Source organism: Amycolatopsis sp. NBRC 101858 (genome assembly GCF_030269325.1).
GTDB classification, from domain to species: Bacteria; Actinomycetota; Actinomycetes; order Mycobacteriales; family Pseudonocardiaceae; genus Amycolatopsis; species Amycolatopsis ponsaeliensis.
The window spans coordinates 26,367-39,365 of record NZ_BSTD01000008.1 but is presented as its reverse complement, the minus strand read 5'-3'; the positions used below and the strand labels follow the sequence as shown (position 1 = coordinate 39,365).

The following is a 12,999-nucleotide window of genomic DNA, read 5'->3' as shown; positions in this document are numbered from 1 at the left end:
GATCTTGCCAACCGGAAGACCGGGTGTCGATCGGCTTACGGGTTCATCGCGTAGGCCCCGGAAAGCTCGCGGACCCGCGCCCAGACGTTCTCGAAACGGTCGGCGTCCACCACCGGCTTGCGCAGCGCCGCCAGGGCGATCGCCTGCTGGGCCTCGGTCGAGCTCGCCTTGCCGTTGAGGTCGACCGAGGCGGTGCTGAAGTCCTGCACCAGCACCGCGAAGATCTGGTCGACGACCTCCGCGTCCAGGCCGGTGATCCGGGCCTGCTCCAGGATCAGCTGGCCGTACACGATGAGCGTGAACAGCTCGGTGAGCGCGAGCCCGAAGTCGAGGTCGGCCTGCTGGGCCTCGTCCGGCGCGGCCTCCGTCAGCAGCTTGACCAGGTAGCCGGCCTGCTCGGTGAACAGCGCGACGTTCGGGATGTGCGCGGCTTCGGCGTAGGCGGTCTTCCAGTCGTGGAAGCGGACCTTCGACAGGCCGCGCGCCGGGCCCTGGCGGAAGAGGAACTCGTCGTCCGCGGCGTCGGTGCGGGTGCCGACCGGCGCGTACTCCTGCGGCGCGAAGAGGTACGCGGGCATGAACTTCGCGATCAGCGCGAGGTTCACCGCCACCGTGCCTTCGAGCTTGGGCAGGCCGTCGATGTCGTTCTTGGCCATCGCGAGGTACGTGTCCGCCTCGAAGCCCTTGGCCGCGACGACGTCGGCGACCAGGCCGATCACCTTCTGCGCCTCGGTCGTCACCTTCATCTTGGTGATCGGGTTGAAGAGCAGGTAGCGGCGGTCTTCGGCGTTCGCGCTGCGGAAGTAGTCGACGGCCCGGTCGGAGAACAGCTTCATCGCGGTCAGCCGCGCGTAGGCCTCGACGAACTCGCGGCGCACGTGCGGGAAGTTCGTGACGGGCTTGCCGTAGAGCACGCGGTTGTGCGCGTGCGTGATGGCCTCGTACAGCGAGTGCGTCGCCATGCCGATGCCGCCGAAGCAGAGGTTGAACTTGCCGATGTTGACCGTGTTCAGCGCGGCGCTGAAGGCCTCGGCGCCGACGTGCAGGATGTCCTCGGCCTGCACCGGGTAGTCCTCGAGCCGGAACTCGGCGACGTACATCTGCGACGGCACCACGTTCTTCACGACGTGGTAGTTCGGGTGCTCGGAGTCGGCGTAGAAGAAGACGTACTGGTCCGGGCCCTCGACGCCGTCGATGCGGCCGAAGACCGACACCGTGCGCGCGCAGTTGCCGTTGCCGATGTAGTACTTCGAGCCGGTGGCGCGGTAGCCGTCACCATCGCGCGTGAGCACCAGGTCCGAGGAGTAGATGTCGGCGCCGTGGTCCTTTTCGGACAGTCCGAACGCGCCGACGCCACCCGCGTCGAGGGCGGCCGCCGCGCGCTTGCGGGCGACGTCGTTGCCGCTCTGCCACACCGGGCCGAGGCCGAGGATCGTGACCTGCCACGGGTACCAGTAGTTCAAGCCGTAGAAGCCGAGGATTTCCGACAGCGCGGCGACGCGGGCGGTGTCCCAGCGCTTGTCCGGGTTGCCCTCGGCGTCGGCGGCCGGGGTCAGGAAGGTCGAGAACAGGCCTTCCTTGCCCGCGAACTCGAGGAAGTCCGCGTAGAAGGTGCGGGCGTGGTAGTCCTCGGCGAGCTTGGCCTTGCCGCGCTGCTCGAACCAGTCGATGGTGGCCCGGAGCAGCCTGCGCGTTTCCGCGTCGAAGTGGGCCGGGTCGTACTCGTGCGGGTTCAGCAACATGGGTGAGCCTCCTCGATTACCGACCGGTAACTTAGCAAGCCCCCCAGAGTGCGGGCAATCTCACTGGGGGTACGTCACCCTCTCCCGCTATACTGATCATGCGGGCCGCTCAGTTCTGCCTCGGCCCGCTGCTGTTGTCGACTACCACGCGCCGCGGCCGAACGCAGGTCTGCGCCGGGCAGGACAACCCTTCTCAGGTTATGGAGACCAGGGCGTCGAGGCGCCCGCATGCACTTATGAGCACCTTCGCTGAACTCGGCCTGCCCGCCACACTCGTGGACTCGCTGGCCGCTCAGGGCGTTACCGAGCCCTTCCCCATCCAGGCGGCGACCCTGCCGCACACCCTCGCCGGGCGTGACGTGCTCGGCCGCGGCCGGACCGGCTCCGGCAAGACCTACGGCTTCGTGCTGCCCCTGCTGGCGCGCCTTTCGGCGGGCCCGACGCGGCGCAAGCCGGGCCGTCCGCGCGCGCTGATCCTGGCGCCGACCCGCGAGCTCGCGACGCAGATCGAAGCGTCGATCCTGCCGCTGGCCAAGCCGCTGGGCCTCAAGACGACCACCATCTTCGGCGGGGTCAGCGCGAACCCGCAGATCACGAAGCTGCGTGACGGCGTCGACATCGTCGTCGCCTGCCCCGGCCGGCTCGCCGACCACATGCGCTCCGGGCACGTGAAGCTCGACGCCATCGAGATCACCGTCCTCGACGAGGCCGACCACATGGCCGACCTGGGCTTCCTGCCCGAGGTGCGCCGGATCATGGACGCGACGCCCTCGCGCGGGCAGCGGATGCTGTTCTCCGCGACCCTGGACAACGGCGTCGACGTGCTGGTCAAGCGCTTCATGAACGACCCCATCACGCACAGCGTCGACTCGGCGCAGTCGCCGGTCTCGACGATGGAGCACCACGTGCTGCACCTCGAGGAGACCCACCGGCTGCAGGTGCTGGTCGACCTGACGGCGGCCCCGGGCCGCACGCTGGTCTTCACGCGGACGAAGAGCCGCGCGAAGGCGCTGACGCGCAAGCTCGTGGCGTCCGGCGTCCCGGCGGTGGAGCTGCACGGCAACCTCGGCCAGAACGCCCGCACGCGCAACCTCGAGGCGTTCTCCTCGGGCGCGGCGAAGACGCTGGTCGCGACCGACATCGCGGCGCGGGGCATCCACGTCGACGACGTCCGGCTGGTCATCCACGCGGACCCGCCGGTCGAGCACAAGGCGTACCTGCACCGCTCGGGCCGCACGGCGCGCGCGGGCGCGTCCGGCACGGTCGTGACGCTGATGACGGACGCGCAGGTCCGCGACGTGCGCGACCTGACCCGCAAGGCCGGCATCAAGCCGACGACGACCCAGCTCGGCCCGGGTCACCCGCTGCTGGCGGAGCTGGCCCCGGGCGAGCGTTCGTTCACGGCGTCGCCGAAGCGGCCGCCGGTGGACAACCGGCCGAAGAAGGTCACCGCGTCCGGCCAGGCGCCGGGTTCGGGCCGCGGCCGGCGCGGCGCCCCCGCCACGCCGAAGGAGAACCGCGGCGGACAGCGGTCCCGGGCGAACGGCCAGGCGCGGCGCGAGGAGTCGCAGCAGCCGCGGTCGGACCGTCAAGGTTCGGGCGGTTCGCGGCGGTCCGGTGCTCCGGCGGCTTCGGGCGGCGCTCGCCGTTCCGGCGCTCCCGCTGCTTCCGGTGGCGCACGGCGTTCGGGTGCACCGGCCGCTTCGGGTGCCCGCCGGTCGGGCTCCGGCTCGAGCGGTGGCGCGGCGGCGTTCTCGTCCGGCACCCGCGCGGGCGGACGCCGGGGCCGCTGACCCCGTCCCTTGAACGAACGACGCGACCCCGGGCCCCACGGTCCGGGGTCGCGTCGTCTCCGGAGCTCCACCAGGGGGCGGGTCCCCGGGTCGCGTGCCATGCTCTCGTGATGGAAGACACGGACCTGGTGCAGACCGGCATCGGCCTGCTGGCGTCGGTCTACCGGCTTCGCCAGAACCTCGAAGACGGCGGCGAGACGGGCACGAGCGGCTACCCCGAGCTGCTCGAAGGCGCGCTCGAATACACCACGACGACCATCGACGAGCTGGCCCAGCGCCAGGAGGCGATCATGCGCGGGCTGCTGATGGGGTTCGTCAAGGTCGTCGAGGCCTACGAGCGGGAGAACCCCGGGCCGGACGTCCTGCAGCTGCTCCAGCAGCTCTCGCTCGAGATCGCGGTGGAGTGAGCTAGAGCGACGCGGTCAGCCCGCGGGCCCGCAGCACCGCGCGTTCCAGCGGGCGGAACACCAGCAGCTCGATCCCGATGCCGACCAGCAGGATCAGGAAGATCGCGGCGATCACCGTCTCGATGCTGTTCAGCGACGACCCCTGGTTCAGGTACGCGCCGAGCCCGACACCCAGCTGCGGCGACAACGCGATCAGCTCCGCGGCCATCAGCGAACGCCACGAGAACGCCCAGCCCTGCTTGAGCCCGGCCAGGAACCCCGGCAGCGCCGCGGGCAGCAGGATGTGCCGAGCCGACGAGAACCGGTTCGCGCCCATCACCTGGCCGACGCGCGGCAGGATCGGCGGGATCTGGTCGATGCCCGACACCAGGCCGTTGGCGATCGAGGGCACCGAACCGAGCAGGACGACGAAGTAGATCGCGCCGTCGTTGATGCCGAACCACAGGATCGCGGCCGGCACCCACGCCACCGACGGCAGGCTCTGCAGCCCGGTCAGCAGCGGCCCGATCGCCGCCCGGACCAGGCGGACCTTCGCCACGACCAGGCCCAGCGGCGTGCCGATCACCACGCCGGCGAGGAAGCCGAGCGCGGCGCGGTGGACCGACGTCCAGACGAAGCCGAACACCTGGCCGTCGGCGACGCGGCTCCAGAACTCGTCCCACACCGCGAGGGGCGCGGGCAGCTGCGCTTCCGACCAGAACGCCGCCGCCCAGAGGACCTGCCAGACGACGATCAGCAGGACGAGCGCGCCGACGGGCGGCAGGAAGCCCCAGGCGAAGCGCTTCCAGAAGCTCGGGCGGCGGTCGCCGACCGGGGCGTCCAGCGAGTCCAGCCCGGCGCCGACGGCGTCGAGGTCCTCCTCGGCGGACTCAAGCCGCGGCATGGGTGCTGATCACCTCTCGCAGGTGCCCGGTGATTTCTTCGGTGAGCTCCTCGGCGTCGGCCAGCGGCACGTCCGCCCATTCGCGCACGACCTTGCCCGGGCGCGACGACAGCAGGACGACGCGCTGCCCGAGCCGGACGGCCTCGCGCACGTCGTGGGTCACGAACAGCACCGACGTGCCGGTGCTGCGGTAGACGCGCAGCAGCTCGCCCTGCAGGACGTCGCGGGTGATGGCGTCGAGCGCGGCGAACGGCTCGTCCATCAGCAGCAGCGCCTGCTCGGGGTCGCCGCCGACGCGCAGGGTCGCGGCGAGCGCGCGGGCCAGCGCGACCCGCTGCCGCATCCCGCCGGACAGCTCGTGCGGCCGCTTGCCGCCCGCGTCGGCCAGCCGGACGAGGTCCAGCAGCTCGGCCGCCTTTTCGCGGCGCTCGGCGCGGCCGAACCCGGCCAGCCGCAGCGGCAGCTCGACGTTGCGAGCCGCGGTCAGCCACGGCATCAGCGCGGCCTCCTGGAACATGACCGCGGGCCGCGACGTGTTCAGCGTGATCTCCCCCGCCGACGGCGCGTCGAGCCCCGCGACCAGGTTCAGCAGCGTGCTCTTGCCGCAGCCGGACGCGCCGAGCAGGCAGACGAACTCGCCGGGCGCGACGGTGAGGTCGACGCCGTCGAGCGCGACGACCGCCCGGCCGGCCGGGCCGAACGTCTTGCGGACGCCGTCGAGCCGGACCGCGGTCGCGCCCGTGAAGCTGCTTCGGCCGGTCGGGAGGGTCGTGGTCATCGCAAGCTGCCTCTCGGAGATCACTTGGCGAGTTCGGGGGCGTTCACGGCAGGCTGGTTCTTCTCCTTGAGGACCTCGTTCAGCGGGCCGAAGTCGGCGAAGCCCTTCAACGCTACCGCCGACTTGACCACGCCCGCCGTGACCGAATCCTGCGCGAGCTGCGGGAACTCGGCCGGGATCGGGTCGGTGGTCAGCTCGATGTTCGAGAACGCGCGGTCGATGACGGCCGGGCTCAGGCTGCTGCCGGCCAGCTCCTTGAGCGCGCCGTTGACGACGGTCTTCGCGTCCGCCGGGTTGGCCTTCGCCCAGTCGATCGCGGCCAGCTGGCCCTTCAGGACGGCCTTGACGGTGTCCGGGTGCTGCTGCAGGAACTCGCTGCGCACGATGACGACGGTGGTCGGGAAGCGGCCGTCCGGCCACAGGGTCTTCTCGTCGACCAGGACCTTCGCGCCGGCGTCGAGCACCAGCCGGGACGACCACGGCTCGGGCAGCCAGCCGCCGTCGAGTTCGCCCTTCTTGAAGGCGTCGAGCGTCTTGGAGTTGTCCAGGTTGGTGATCTTGACCTGGTCGGTCAGCTGCTTGCCGGCCAGGAACTTCTTGAGCGCGACGTCCTGGGTGTTGGCCAGCTGCGGCGTGGCGATCGTCTTGCCCTTGAGCTGGTCGACGCCGGCGATGTCCGGCTTGACGACCAGCTGCGCACCGCCCGAGACGGCGCCCGAGACCAGCTGGATGGTGCCCTTGGACTTGGTGAAGGCGTTGATCGCCGGGCCGGAGCCGATGAAGGCGATGTCGAGCGAGTTGCCCAGCAGCGCGTTGACCTCTTCGGGGCCCGCGTTGAACGTCTGGGTGGTGAGCTTGGTCGAGCCCAGCTCCTGCTTGAAGAAGTCCTTCTTGACACCGATCAGCGCGGGCGCGTGGGTGACGTTCGGGAAGAACCCGAGCCGCACCTCGGCGGCGGCACCGGCGTTCGCGGCCGGAGCCGCGGCGGGTTCCGCGGCGCGGGAACAGCCCGCGAGCACGCCCACGGCGGTCAGGGCGGCCAGCGCCGAGGCCAGGAAGCGGGTTCTGTGGTGGGTGCGCACGTCGGCGTCGCCTTTCGGGGGTCGGTGTCGGGGCGAGGTTCGCACGGTCACCCACTGGGGCGCATAGCCATCCGCATCTCGGGAAACCCGGTGAGATTCCTTGACATCGATGACCGGTGCGCCTAGGGGCTGCTCACGCTCGCTCTTCGGTGCTTTTCAGTGCCGGAAGAGCATGCGGGCCGGACCCGGTGAACGCGAGATGTTCCCGGCATCTGAAACGCCTGGGCGGTTTGGGCAACCCGCCGCGTCACCCGGACGTGGTACAGGTGACGACGGATTCGGGAGGGAACATGACGAGCCGACGGGGCCAGGGAGCCACCGGCGTCCGCGTGGCGCTGGTCGTGCTGTTCATCGGAATGGGCCAGGCGACGTTCGAGTGGTTCAGGTCACTCGGGATGGACGCGCTGACGAGCCTGGTGGTCTGGGCGATCCCGGTGTTCACCGGGGCGGCCGTGACGCTGGTGCTGTGGCTGGCGTCGGACCGGGCGTTTTCGCTGCGGAACTGGCTGCCGGTGGCGGTGAGCATCCCGGTTTACCTGGGTGGGGCGTTCGGCCTGGTCACGGGCGAGGCGAGCTTGGTGGCTTCGATCGTGACGGGGGTCGGGCTCGGGATCGCGGTGGTGTCGGTGGCCGGGCTGCTCCGGTCACGACGGCGCGAGGAGCCGGTGCGGCATTAGCTCGGGTTGCCCGGTTTGGCCGGCTTGCGGCCCGGCTTGAGCTGCACGGCCTGAGTTGACCGGCTTACCGCCGGGAGCACGGCTTGCGGCTGGGTCCGGCTTGAGCTGCCCGGCTTTGCCCAGCTTGACTTGGGCTGCCCGCGGCTGGGCCCGGCTGAGGTGCACGGCTTTTGCGGCCGGCGGCTGGGCCCGGCTTGCCGCCGGGAGTCCGGCTCGAGCTGCCACGGCTTGCGGCCAGGGTCCGGCTTGAGCTGCCCGGCTTGACCAGCCCGCCCCCGCAGCAAGGCCTGGCCGAGCCACCCGACCTACCCAGCCCGCCCCGCAGCAGGGAGCCCGGCTTGAACCGCGCGGCTTGACTTGCCCAGTCGGCGCCAGAAGTCCGGGCTTGAGTTGCCCACAGCCCGGGCCGGATGTGGACAGCCCGGGCCCGGGCTGTGGTTTCCCGGCTTTTCGTCGGGGGGCACCGATACGCTGGAAGCGGGACGGTCCCCCAGGGAGGGTGGGCCCTGCCTTGGGGGCTCGGTCAGCGGCGCAGCAGCAAGGACACGTCGCCGAACTCGTGCCACAGGTACCGTCGCTGCACCGCCGCGTCGTACGCGCGCTGGACCAGGTCGTGGCCCGCCACCGCCTCCAGCAGCAGCAAGTGCGACGCCTCCGGTGCGTGCAGGCCCGTCACGATCCCGTCCACCACCCGCGCCGGGCGGTCCGGGCCCAGGACCAGGTTCGTCCAGCCCTCGGCCGCGCCGTCCGACCAGGACTCCAGTGCCCGGGCCGCCGTGGTGCCCACCGCGATCACGCGGCCGCCTTGCGAGCGCACCCACGACACCAGCGCCGCCGTCGTCGGGGGCACCCGGAACCGCTCCGCCTGGGGCGGCTCGCCTGCCTCCGGCGAGGACACCCCCGTGTGCAGCACCAGCGGCGCGAACAGCACGCCGTCCGTGACCAGGCGCGTCACCAGCGACGATGAGAACGGCCGGGCCGCCGAAGGCATCTCCGCGCTGCCCGGCTCGCGGGCGAACACCGTCTGGTAGTCGGACAACGGCCACGCCCGCGGCACGTACCCGTAGCGGATCGGGCGGCCCACCGCCGCGAGGAACTCCGGTAGCGAGACCGACACCTCCGCCCGCCAGAGCCGCGAGTCGCCCGGTGCGGCCGGCGCCACCAACGTCAGCGACGCGCCCAGAGGCAGCTCCACCTTCTCCCCGGCCCGGCCGTCGAGCAACGGCCCGCCGGGCGCCCGCAGTTCGACGACCCACGCACCGTCGTCCAGCGCCGTCGAGAAATGGACGATGACCGGGCGTCCCCCGCGCACCGCGTCGACCGCCGCCGGCAGCGTCCCCGACGTGTTCACCACCAGCAGGTCGCCGGGGCGCAGGTGCGAACCCAGGGACGAGAACACCGTGTGGTGGACCCCCGATGGCGAAGCGACCAGCAGCCGGACCTCGTCCCGCGCCAGGCCGCGCGCCTCCGGTGGGGCCGAGGCCGACAGGCCGTCCGGCAGGTCGAACCGGATGTTCATACGCCCACCAGCAGGTCCGCGGCCCGGTAACGACCACTGGGCGGACGTTCGTCGAGCAACCTCAGGAACGCCGGGACCACGGACGACGGCAGCGGCCGGTCCGAGATGTCCTCGCCCGGGAACGCGCGCTGGTGCATTGCCGTGCGCAGGTCGCCCGGGTCGACCGCGTACACCGCCAGGTCCGGGTTCTCCGCGCCGAGCACGGCCGTGACCTGGTCGAGCGCGGCCTTCGCCGAGCCGTAGCCGCCCCAGCCTTCGTACGCTTCGACGGCGGCGTCCGAGCTGACGTTGATGATCACGCCGCGGGAAAGCACCGGCAGCAGCAGCTGCGTCAACGCCAGCGGCGCGAAGACGTTCACGCGGTAGACGTTTTCCAGTTCCGCCAAGGGATAGCTCCCCAACGGCGGCAGCGGGCTGACACCCAGGGAGCTGGCGTTGTTGACGAGCAGATCAAGGGCCGGACAGGCGTCGGCCAGTGCGGCGCGGTGGGCCGGGTCGGCGACGTCGCCGGGTACGGCCGTGAAGCCGATCTCCCGGGCGGCCGAACCCAGGGCGGCCGCGTCCCGGCCGTCGCCGACGACCGTCCACTTGCGACTCACCAGGGCGGCGGCCAGGGCTCGGCCCAGACCCGCGGACGCACCGGTGACGAGTGCGGTTGGCATGGTTCCTCCTTCGAGGGGTACCACACCATCGTCAAACCTCTATATTACTTGAGGTCAAGGCGGCGCCGGAGCAGGAAGTACGCTGCCAGCGAAACGACGAGCCCGACGTAGTACGCGAGATCCGCGCCGTGCAGCGCCGACGCGACCGGTCCGGTGTAGAGGGTCGTGTTCATGAACGGCACCGCCGCCCCGAAGCCGGCGACGAACGCCACGAGCGCGGCCCACGGGCGCACGGAAACCGAAGCCAGGACGTCCACCCGGCGGCCACCGCGGGTCCGCGCGAGCCAGTCCGGGACGACGACGCCGAGGAACGGCGGGATCCAGTAGCTGACGAACAGCAGCACGTTCTGGAACTTGGCCGACAGGTCGCCGCTGTGCATCCAGAGGATCAGCGCGAACGCCAGCACCGTGACGACCACCGCCGACACCGGGCGCCGCAGCCGGACACCGACGGTCTGCAGGGCCAGCGAGCCGCTGTAGTCGTTCATCGCGTTCGACGACACCGCCGCGAGTGCGATCACGGCCAGCGCCAGCGACCCCAGGAACCCGCCGCCGAGCAGCGCCGCGACGCCGGTCGCCGTCTGGTCGCCCAGCGACGAACCCAGGGCCAGCCCGAGGCTTTCGCCGATCGCGTAGGAAACGACGAGGCCGAGCAGCGTCGCCCGGAAGACACTGCGCGAGGACGTCGAAGCGGGCAGGTAGCGGCTGAAGTCCGACGCGTAGGGCGCCCAGGAGATCGCCAGCGACAACGTGATCGTCGTGAACAGCACGACGCCGCCCGCCAGGTCGGCCCCCGAAGCCGTGTCGGCGGTCGCGATCGTGTGCCCGGAAAGGACTTTCACGGCGAGCGCGGCGAACGCGAGCACCAGCAGCACGCTCATCACCGCCTGCACGCGGTGGATCAGGGCGTAGCCGAACACGCCGAGCGCGCACTGCAGCACCAGCACGATCAGCACCGCGGCCCAGAACGGCAGCCCGGTCAGCTCGGCCAGTGCCTCGCCGCCGAACAGGCCGACCAGCGCGTCCCAGGCGATCGAGCCGAGCCACTGGACGAGCCCCGGCAGCACGACGCCGCCGCCGAACGGCAGCCGGGCGAGCGGCAGCTGGCCGGTGCCGGTGCGCGGCCCCCAGGTGGACAGGTACGCCACCGGCAGCGACCCGAGCACGGTGCCGGCGAGCATCGCGGCCAGGCCCGTCCAGAACCCGAGGCCGAGCGACGCCGCGAGCGTGCCGGTGAACACCGCCGTCATGGTCAGGTTCGGCGCGAACCACACGCTGAGCAGCCGCCACGGCCGCCCGAACCGGTTGCCCTCCGGAACCGGGGCGATGCCGTGGGTCTCGATCGCCAGGTCACGGCCTCCGCTGGGCATGCGCCCGCCGAAGACCTCCGCACCCAGTCCGTTCATGTGCTGCCTCCTGTCCCGATCACCCTAAAGCGCGCCCGCGTGGTGTAACGCGACGGCCCGAACGGGCGAATCACGGTTAGCCGTTGCCGGACCGCTTCACCCAGCCGCCAGGAATGCCCGGGGAGGGTCGCGTCGTGCAGCATCCGCGGACACTGGCGATGACCTTCCTGCTGGCCGCCGGGTTCGCGCTCGGCGTCACCGCGTCGGCCCTCAAGGCGGCCGCGGGCAGCCATTCCGCGTTCGACACGGCCCTCAGCACCGTCACGGGGTTCCTGTTCCTGCTGGCCGGCGGGGTCGCGCACGTGCGGCGCCCGGCGAACCCGATCGGCGTGCTCATCGCGCTCGCCGGGGTCGCGCTGTTCCTCGAGGACCTGCAGTTCACCCCGGATCCGGTGCTGTACACGCTCACGGTGCCGCTGCGCGCCGCGTCCGGCCCGGTGATCGCGCACCTGGTGCTCGCGTTCCCCCACGGGAAACTCCGCTCGCGGTGGGAACGCCTGCTGGTCGCGGCGGCCTACTCGGTGGTGCTCGGCCTGGGCGTGCTCGGGCTCCTCGTCAACGACGACCCGCGCGACCTGGTGGCGGTCTCCGCCGGCCACGACGGCAGCGTCGTCGCCGACCGGGTGCTGGAGCTCGCCGCCACGGCGATCAGCGCCGGGGTGATCGTCGTGCTGCTCTACCGGTGGCTGACCGGACGGCTGCCGCAGCGGCGGCTGCTGTCGCCGGTGATCGTCATCGCGCTGTCGGGCGCGTTCGCGTCGGGGGTCGGCACGGCGCTCGGGGACGGGCACCCGCTGTCGGCGCCGATGCTGCAGGCGTACCGGATCCTGTTCTGCCTGTGGCCGCTGGCGTTCCTGACCGGCGTGCTGCGCGCCCGCGTCGGCAATGCGGAGATGATCCGGCTGCTGCTGGAGCGCGACGGCACCGGGCTGGCCGCGCTCGTGCAGGACGACGAGGTGTGGAAGGACAGCCGGTCGATCGACGCGCTGAACGCGGCGGCCGGGCTGGTGCTGGACAACCAGCGGCTGACAGCCGAGCTGGAGCAGCGGCTGGCCGAGGTGCGGGCGTCGCGGGCCCGGCTCGTCGCGGCGGGCGACGAGGAGCGCCGCCGCCTGGAGCGCGACCTGCACGACGGCGCCCAGCAGCGGCTGGTCAGCGTGGTGCTGCTGCTGCGGATGGCGGGCCGGCGCTACGGCGGTGCGTTGCCGGCGGAAGTCCGGGCGCTGCTGTCCGGCACAGTCGACGAGCTGCAGACGGCGATCACCGAGCTGCGCGAACTGGCCCGCGGCATCCGCCCGGCGATCCTCACCGAAGCGGGCCTGGTCGCGGCGGTGCGTTCGCTGGCCGACCGGATCCCGATGGCGGTCGCCCTGACGGTCGGCACGGTGCCCCGGCTGGACGCGGCCGTCGAGGCGACGGCGTACTTCGTGGCGTCGGAGGCACTGACGAACGCGCTGAAACACGCGGAGACCGACCACGCGGACGTGCGGATCGCGGTCGAGGGGGCGCAGCTGCGGGTCGAGGTGACCGACCCGGGTGTCGGCGGCGCGTCCCTCGACGGCGGTACCGGGCTGGCAGGCCTGCGCGACCGCGTCGAGGGGCTGGGCGGCGCACTGGACGTCGAGAGCGGCGACGGCGGGACGACGGTCCGCGCGGTCATCCCGCTGGCGGGCTCGTGAGCGTCGGGTGACGCCCACGAGCCCTCCGGTCACCTGCGCAGGCCGAGACGCGCGATGAGCGTCCGGTAGCGCTGGACGTCGGTCCGGCGCAGGTAGGCGATCAACCGGCGACGGCGGCCGTTGAGCACGTGCAGCCCACGGCGGCTGTGGTGGTCCAGCCGGTGGATCTCGAGGTGCTCGGTGATCTCCCGGATCCGATGGGTCAGGAGCGCGATCTGGACCTCCGGGGACCCGGTGTCACCCGGGAAGGTCGCGTACTCCTCCATGATGGCTTGCTTGCGTTCGGCTTCGAGCGCCATGAACTCCCTTTCGAGGAGCGATGGCCGGCGCGAAGCCCCGCCGGCTCAGGAGGGCCGGGCGGGTTCGCGCTG

Annotated in this window: 12 protein-coding genes; 4 read left to right on the top strand and 8 right to left on the bottom strand. The window is 71.8% G+C overall.

The window, feature by feature from the left end; translation table 11 throughout:
- Positions 1 to 35: 35 nt before the first annotated feature.
- Entirely contained in the window at positions 36 to 1,742 is a 1,707-nt protein-coding gene (locus tag QSK39_RS47215; protein ID WP_285484389.1) for an acyl-CoA dehydrogenase family protein, read from the bottom strand.
- Positions 1,743 to 1,978: 236 nt separating this feature from the next.
- Between QSK39_RS47215 and QSK39_RS47210 the strand changes: the two genes are divergently transcribed.
- Together QSK39_RS47210 and QSK39_RS47205 are read left to right on the top strand one after the other, a co-directional pair.
- The gene (locus QSK39_RS47210) at positions 1,979 to 3,535 is read left to right on the top strand and encodes a DEAD/DEAH box helicase (RefSeq protein WP_285484388.1); all 1,557 of its coding nucleotides are present in this window, start codon (positions 1,979 to 1,981) and stop codon (positions 3,533 to 3,535) included.
- Between the two features lie 110 nt (positions 3,536 to 3,645).
- A complete protein-coding gene (locus QSK39_RS47205) occupies positions 3,646 to 3,942 on the top strand; it encodes a hypothetical protein (RefSeq protein ID WP_285484387.1) in 297 nt (98 codons plus the stop codon).
- A 1-nt stretch (position 3,943) separates the two neighbouring features.
- On the opposite strand, the gene QSK39_RS47200 is transcribed toward QSK39_RS47205, so the two are convergent.
- From QSK39_RS47200 to QSK39_RS47190, 3 genes are read right to left on the bottom strand one after another with little or no spacing between them, the layout of a single operon-like run.
- Positions 3,944 to 4,825, bottom strand: a complete 882-nt coding sequence (locus QSK39_RS47200; RefSeq protein ID WP_285484386.1) for an ABC transporter permease — start codon at positions 4,823 to 4,825, stop codon at positions 3,944 to 3,946.
- Positions 4,812 to 5,603 carry an ABC transporter ATP-binding protein gene (locus QSK39_RS47195; protein ID WP_285484385.1) on the bottom strand — a complete coding sequence of 264 codons (792 nt, stop codon included), beginning with the start codon at positions 5,601 to 5,603 and terminating at the stop codon, positions 4,812 to 4,814. Before QSK39_RS47195 ends, QSK39_RS47200 begins: the two co-directional genes overlap by 14 nt.
- A 20-nt stretch (positions 5,604 to 5,623) precedes the next feature.
- Entirely contained in the window at positions 5,624 to 6,685 is a 1,062-nt protein-coding gene (locus QSK39_RS47190; protein ID WP_285484384.1) for an ABC transporter substrate-binding protein, read from the bottom strand.
- Positions 6,686 to 6,975: 290 nt separating this feature from the next.
- Here QSK39_RS47190 and QSK39_RS47185 point away from each other — a divergent pair, with 290 nt between their 5' ends.
- Positions 6,976 to 7,362 (top strand): hypothetical protein, encoded by a 387-nt coding sequence (locus QSK39_RS47185; RefSeq protein WP_285484383.1) that lies wholly within the window; start codon positions 6,976 to 6,978, stop codon positions 7,360 to 7,362.
- A 523-nt stretch (positions 7,363 to 7,885) separates the two neighbouring features.
- Here the strand turns inward: QSK39_RS47185 and QSK39_RS47180 are convergent.
- From QSK39_RS47180 to QSK39_RS47170, 3 genes are read right to left on the bottom strand one after another with little or no spacing between them, the layout of a single operon-like run.
- On the bottom strand, positions 7,886 to 8,881 hold the full coding sequence (locus tag QSK39_RS47180) for an S-adenosylmethionine:tRNA ribosyltransferase-isomerase (protein ID WP_285484382.1): 996 nt from the start codon (positions 8,879 to 8,881) through the stop codon (positions 7,886 to 7,888).
- Positions 8,878 to 9,543, bottom strand: a complete 666-nt coding sequence (locus QSK39_RS47175) for an SDR family NAD(P)-dependent oxidoreductase (RefSeq protein WP_285484381.1) — start codon at positions 9,541 to 9,543, stop codon at positions 8,878 to 8,880. The genes QSK39_RS47180 and QSK39_RS47175 overlap by 4 nt, the downstream gene beginning before the upstream one ends.
- A gap of 44 nt (positions 9,544 to 9,587) precedes the next feature.
- On the bottom strand, positions 9,588 to 10,949 hold the full coding sequence (locus QSK39_RS47170; RefSeq protein ID WP_285484380.1) for a purine-cytosine permease family protein: 1,362 nt from the start codon (positions 10,947 to 10,949) through the stop codon (positions 9,588 to 9,590).
- A 134-nt stretch (positions 10,950 to 11,083) separates the two neighbouring features.
- On the opposite strand from QSK39_RS47170, the gene QSK39_RS47165 reads away from it, so the two are divergent.
- On the top strand, positions 11,084 to 12,628 hold the full coding sequence (locus tag QSK39_RS47165; RefSeq protein ID WP_285484379.1) for a sensor histidine kinase: 1,545 nt from the start codon (positions 11,084 to 11,086) through the stop codon (positions 12,626 to 12,628).
- Positions 12,629 to 12,657: 29 nt separating this feature from the next.
- Here QSK39_RS47165 and rpsO read toward each other — a convergent pair whose 3' ends face one another.
- On the bottom strand, positions 12,658 to 12,927 hold the full coding sequence (rpsO, locus tag QSK39_RS47160) for a 30S ribosomal protein S15 (RefSeq protein ID WP_285484378.1): 270 nt from the start codon (positions 12,925 to 12,927) through the stop codon (positions 12,658 to 12,660).
- Positions 12,928 to 12,999: the final 72 nt, after the last annotated feature.